Source organism: Agrobacterium sp. SORGH_AS_0745 (assembly GCF_030818995.1).
Lineage (GTDB): Bacteria > Pseudomonadota > Alphaproteobacteria > Rhizobiales > Rhizobiaceae > Agrobacterium > Agrobacterium tumefaciens.
The window spans coordinates 378,923-385,000 of record NZ_JAUTBI010000003.1; the positions used below are offsets into that span (position 1 = coordinate 378,923).

At 55.1% G+C, this 6,078-nt stretch carries 3 protein-coding genes, 1 tRNA gene and 2 rRNA genes (1 of these 6 running past the window's edge); all 6 read right to left on the bottom strand.

Features of this window, described 5'->3' with window-relative positions; genetic code table 11:
- Positions 1-6: 6 nt before the first annotated feature.
- The gene (locus QE432_RS11740) at positions 7-1,428 is read right to left on the bottom strand and encodes an FAD-binding oxidoreductase (RefSeq protein ID WP_306624343.1); all 1,422 of its coding nucleotides are present in this window, start codon (positions 1,426-1,428) and stop codon (positions 7-9) included.
- Positions 1,425-2,546, bottom strand: a complete 1,122-nt coding sequence (hisC, locus tag QE432_RS11745) for a histidinol-phosphate transaminase (protein ID WP_306624345.1) — start codon at positions 2,544-2,546, stop codon at positions 1,425-1,427. The genes QE432_RS11740 and hisC overlap by 4 nt, the downstream gene beginning before the upstream one ends.
- Before the next feature lie 41 nt (positions 2,547-2,587).
- On the bottom strand, positions 2,588-3,697 hold the full coding sequence (locus tag QE432_RS11750) for a 2Fe-2S iron-sulfur cluster-binding protein (protein WP_306624347.1): 1,110 nt from the start codon (positions 3,695-3,697) through the stop codon (positions 2,588-2,590).
- Positions 3,698-4,232: 535 nt separating this feature from the next.
- Positions 4,233-4,309 (bottom strand) — tRNA-Met (locus QE432_RS11755).
- Between the two features lie 288 nt (positions 4,310-4,597).
- Positions 4,598-4,712 (bottom strand): 5S ribosomal RNA (gene rrf, locus QE432_RS11760).
- 221 nt (positions 4,713-4,933) lie between these two features.
- Positions 4,934-6,078, bottom strand: a 23S ribosomal RNA gene (locus tag QE432_RS11765) (it continues 1,662 nt past the right edge of the window).

Genomic DNA, 6,078 nt, shown 5'->3' on the forward strand with positions numbered 1-6,078 from the left:
GTCATGTCAGCCGGTGACTTTGCCGGGGTTAAGAGTGTATCCGCCATCGATTGCGGCCTTGATCTGCGTCATCAAGGCAAATTTTACCGGGTTCGCTGTCTCCCGCAACGCATGAATGCGTTTGGAGCCGATCCCATGTTCCGCCGAGAACGAACCACCCGATTGCGTCAGGTCGCGGTACAGAACGGATTCGATGGCAGCAATCTTGGCGGGCGTCAGAGCTGCCCCGGCTGCATTGAGAACAATGTGAAGATTGCCATCGGCAATGTGGCCGAAGAGGTAGGGATCGAGGAGAGGATCGATTGACCGAAGCTCCGGTACGCAGCGAGCCACATATTCTCCGATCTGCGACAAGGGGACGGAGACGTCAAAGGACGGCGCAGCCGGATATCTGCGATAGATAAGGTCCGTGTCCTCCCTCAGACGCCACAACTCTGCTTCCTGCGCCTTCGATGTTGCGACGACAGCGGACACGTTCGGATAGGTTTCATACAGCTCCTCGTAAATCCGGCCGAGCTCCATCTGAAGCTGTTCCTCGTCACCGCCGCCCAGAGACATGATGAGGTTGAGAGGATAGTCAGGGGCATAATCTGGCGCCGACCAAAGGTGCTCGCCCGACGTCAGGGAGAAAAACGAATTCCAGATCGCTTCCGCCGCACGCATGTGGCCATACCTCACGGTCAACCCCAACCTGGTTGCCTCGAGAGCCGCTTCAACGGAGGGAAGCCCAAAAAGTGCGGTTGCGGTTGCTGCGGGAACCGGCTCTAGCTTGATGGCAACCCTGGTCACAATACCAAGTGTACCCTCGGCCCCGATGAAGAGATGCTTGAGATCGTATCCTGCGGCGTTCTTCACCACGCGTGTCAGGTCGGAATATATCGAGCCATCAGGCAATACGACTTCCAGTCCGAGCACGCGATGTCGCATCACCCCATATCGAAAGGCAGAAATCCCGCCGGCATTGGTCGAGACCATTCCGCCAATCGTGGCAGAACCACGCGATGGCAAGTCGATGCCTGGCTCGAGACGATGCTCCGATGCGGCCGCCTGCAACGCTTGAAGCGTAACGCCCGCCTCCACAACGGCAACCCGCTCATCTGGATAGATTTCCACGATCCGGTTCAGCCGGGCGGTCGACACCACGATTTGACCGGGGACTGACACACCCCCGCCAACAAGCCCGGTTCGGCCACCCTGTGGTACAACCGATATACCATGGGCAACCGCAGTTTTTATGATCGACGCAACCTCGTGCGGAGATGAAGGGAAAGCAACCGCATCCGCACCGAAATTCGCAGGCGTTACGCCATAATCGAGATTGGCAACGGCATCACCGCGTTTCAGGTTCGACAGGCCGATAATCTGGTCGATTTCATTGAGAAACGCGGCGGACAAATCCCGTGTTGAGGCGGTATTGTGTTCGATCATGACGCGACTTTTGCCTCAGGAAGCTTATCTTTGAGTGAGCGTAACGCTTCGAGAAAACGGTCGTTTTCCGCAGGAAGCCCGACGGTCACACGAATGAAGCTGGCGAACTCCGGTTCTTTCCAGGGTTTGACGATGACGCCATGGGACAGGAAATGATCGAAAGCGATCGAACTGTCGCAACCAACATCGATGAAGAGAAAATTCGTCTGAGAGTCCGGAACGAAAAGATCAAGCGAGGCGATTGCCGCAGCCATGCGCCTGCGCTCCTTGACGACGCTTTCGATTGAAACCCGCATCCAGTTTTCGTCATCGAGCGCGGCAACTGCGGCCAATTGCGCGGCTGCATTGACGTTGAACGGTGTCTTTGCAGATGACATGGCCTGTGCCAGCCGCTCATCGGAAGCCACGGCATATCCGACGCGCAACCCAGCCAGCCCATAGGCCTTCGAGAAGGTTCTGAGCACGACCCAGGAGATAGCGCTGTCAGCCAGTGTCTTAAGCCCATCTGGCGTATTCCCGTCGCAGAATTCGAAATATGCTTCGTCGAAAACAAGCAAGGTCTCTTTCGGGACGGCTGCAATGAGGCTTGAGAGCTGATCCTGTCGCAACGCCGGGCCCACGGGATTGGAAGGCGAGGAGATGAAGAATATCGATGGCTTTTCGCGCAATGCGGTCGTCATCGCCTCAAGATCGAACCGAAGATCCTTCGTCATCGGTATCTTGATGATTTTCGCACCATTTGCTCTGGGCTCGATTTCGTGAAGGCCGAAACCAGGTATCATCGCGACCACGGTAGCATCCGGACGCAGGACCGCGCGACAAACGGCAGCGATCATCTCTTCCGAGCCGTTTCCAATGACAATCCGGTTTCCTGCAACGCCGATCTTTCGACTAAGCGCATCACGCAAGATCACACAGGCAGGATCCGCATAGCGTGAAGGGTCGAGACTGGCCAGTGCAGCGGTTACCTTCGGAGAGCAGCCATATGGATTCTCGTTGCTGGCAAGGGCCGCAATTTCGGCCAAACCCGTCTTGCTTCGCGCAACGGCGATATTCATTCCAGCATTATAAGGCGGGAGTTCAGCAACGTGCGGGTTGAGTCTGAGTGTATCGGCCATGGGTTGATCTCGCTGATTTGGATAAACGCTGGAATCTGGTTTCAGAGGTCGAGTACGACTGAACTCACGGGCTTGGAACAACAGAGGAGAATCTGCCCGGACGGCACGTCATCCAGCGGCTCTTCCACATATTCAACGTCGCCGGACACAAGGTTTTGGACACAGCTACCGCAGACACCCGCGCGACAGGAGAATGCTGGCTCAATACCCCGGCTCTCCAGAAAGCTCAGGATGGATTCCGAGGCTGAATCCCACTCGAATCTGGCATCTGACTTTCCAAGAACGATCTCAATGCCTGAGTACTCAGGCTCTGACGCCACCGGAGCAACAGTGAGGCCGAGGTTTGCTTCCTTCTTCGGCTGCGATGGCGAAAGCAGGGAGGCAGGGCCGAAAAACTCATAGGCAATCTTGCTTTTCTCCAAGCCGAGGGAGAGGAGCAGGTCATACATCGCCTGCATGAACGGCGGTGGTCCGCACATATAGACTTCGTAATCGTCCAGCGGCAGAAACGACTGCAAGGTCTCCCGAGTGATGAAACCGGCGGAATGGAACAGCCCGGCATTGGCATCCTCGTCGGTCGGAAAACGATAACAGTAATGAACATGGACGTTGCTGCGCTGTTCAGCGAGCACCCGTACTTCTTCACGCAGCGCATGGGTAGCAGCCCCGTCGCAGGCATGGACGAACCAGACGGGCCGATCGCTTTCCGCAACCAAGACCTTCAACATGGATATCGTAGGTGTCAGCCCGACGCCACCGGACAAGAGAATAACCGGTTGCTGACTGGCCTTGTCGAGTTTGAACGCACCACGCGGCCTGTCAATATGGATGACCGCACCCTCATCTACGGCGTCATGGAGCCAACACGAAACAAGACCATCGGCCATATCGGGCGCTAAAGCGGCCTCCCGTTTCACGGTAATACGATAGACCCCGATCTCATTTGGTCCTGACGAAACCGTGTAATTCCGGACAAGCGGTTCTTTGCCTTTGGGATGCGGTATCTGGATCGTCAGAAACTGGCCCGCCTCAAAAGTACACCAATCCGCAGGATCGACAGGCGTGAGGTAAAAAGACGTGATCGTGGCACTCTCGCGCACCTTGCGCTTTACCTCGAACGGGCGAAAACGTGGATCCAGGCGGGTCGTCATGATTTGCTTGTCCTGATGATTGCAATATCCGGAAATCCGCAGATCGCCTCGAAAGCCCTCCCCGAGAGATCGCTCAAGGCTTGCGTCAACCTGCAGACGATCAAAGGTTTTCGCGGGAGGCAGAACTTCCTCAAAAACTCGCTGGCAATTTGGTCTTCACCAATTTGCAGCCCCAAGGTCTCACCTCAATTTATCCCTCTGACAAATCTCATTATTTGCGCGTCAACAAAGAGAGACAATCCCGCCACAGATGGGTTTTTGTTTAGAAAAGCTAAACTAAGGGGGTTTGAACCGGCGCGAGCAACTCTGGATTTGCGCCCTCGTTTTTACCGGGATACGCCAAGCAGAACGTGATCTTCATAACCAATCGTTAGATAATTGCAGAGTGTTCCGGGAGCAGGATACAGGCCTAGGTGCACGCTATCAGAGCCCCACGTGGCTATACCGCCAGCAATTCATTTGCGGTATCCAAGGCTCTAAACGCAAAGTGCCCTCCGGGATGGGAGGGCTTTGTTGTTGATAGTCTTGAAGATATTGGTTGCGGGGGCAGGATTTGAACCTGCGGCCTTCAGGTTATGAGCCTGACGAGCTACCGGGCTGCTCCACCCCGCGTTACCAGCGTAAATCCCTATTGGATTTATCGCGACCAGCGTAAATCCCTATGGGATTTATCGCGACCAGCGTAAATCCGTATTGGATTTATCGCGACTGCATCACAGGGACGCTGTGATGTATAGTTCCGGAGCAAATTGCCGAAGGCGATTTGTCTCCTTTAAGGGACGCACGTTGCGTTTTCCTTATGTTTTCATGTTACGCAATGCAAAAAGGCCGCTTTGAGCGGCCCTTTGTATCGGCTGGGCCGAAGAGTTTGCTTGAGAAGATATTTGTTGCGTTTTGCAGACCTGGCAGCGACCTACTCTCCCGCGTCTTGAGACGGAGTACCATTGGCGCTGGGGCGTTTCACGGCCGTGTTCGGAATGGGAACGGGTGCAGCCGCCCCGCGATAACCACCAGGTCGGCAAAACGCAACACAGTTCATGTTTTCACATGAGTGTTGTTTCGAGAAGCTGGGAAGCTTGCGCTTCATTTAATTTAACACGTCTTTCTGCGACCTTTCCCGTATGTTTGCCATACAGACCAGAGGTCGTCGCGCCCTGTGGCGCGGCCCGTCCGGAGCGCTATGCGCGTCAGGACAGAACAGATGATGCTCGTCTTTGATGAGCATGAACAATGGGAACGAAGAAGTCGATCGAGCTATTAGTAACGGTAAGCTTCACATGTTGCCATGCTTCCACACCCGTCCTATCAACGTGGTCGTCTTCCACGGCTCTGATAGGGAACACTCGTTTTCAGGTTGGTTTCCCGCTTAGATGCCTTCAGCGGTTATCCATTCCGTATATAGCTACTCTGCTATGCCCTTGGCAGGACAACAGATCCACCAGAGATACGTCCATCCCGGTCCTCTCGTACTAGGGACAGATCCTGTCAATATTCCTACACCCACGGCAGATAGGGACCGAACTGTCTCACGACGTTCTGAACCCAACTCACGTACCGCTTTAAATGGCGAACAGCCATACCCTTGGGACCTGCTCCAGCCCCAGGATGCGATGAGTCGACATCGAGGTGCCAAACAACCCCGTCGATATGGACTCTTGGGGGTCATCAGCCTGTTATCCCCGGCGTACCTTTTATCCGTTGAGCGATGGCCCTTCCACACGGGACCACCGGATCACTATGACCGACTTTCGTCTCTGCTCGACTTGTCAGTCTCGCAGTCAGGCGGGCTTATGCCATTGCACTCGACGACCGATTTCCGACCGGTCTGAGCCCACCATCGCGCGCCTCCGTTACTCTTTCGGAGGCGACCGCCCCAGTCAAACTACCCACCATACACTGTCCCGGATCCGGATAACGGACCGCGGTTAGACATCCACGAAGATAAGGGTGGTATTTCAAGGATGGCTCCACAAGAACTGGCGTCCCTGCTTCAAAGCCTACCACCTATCCTACACATGCCTTGGCGAATGCCAGTGTAAAGCTATAGTAAAGGTGCACGGGGTCTTTCCGTCTGACCGCAGGAACCCCGCATCTTCACGGGGAATTCAATTTCACTGAGTCTATGTTGGAGACAGCGGGGAAGTCGTTACGCCATTCGTGCAGGTCGGAACTTACCCGACAAGGAATTTCGCTACCTTAGGACCGTTATAGTTACGGCCGCCGTTTACTGGGGCTTCAGTTCAGAGCTTGCACCCCTCCCTTTAACCTTCCAGCACCGGGCAGGCGTCAGACCCTATACGTCGTATTGCTACTTCGCAGAGCCCTGTGTTTTTGATAAACAGTCGCTACCCCCTGGTCTGTGCCACCCCATCATACTTGCG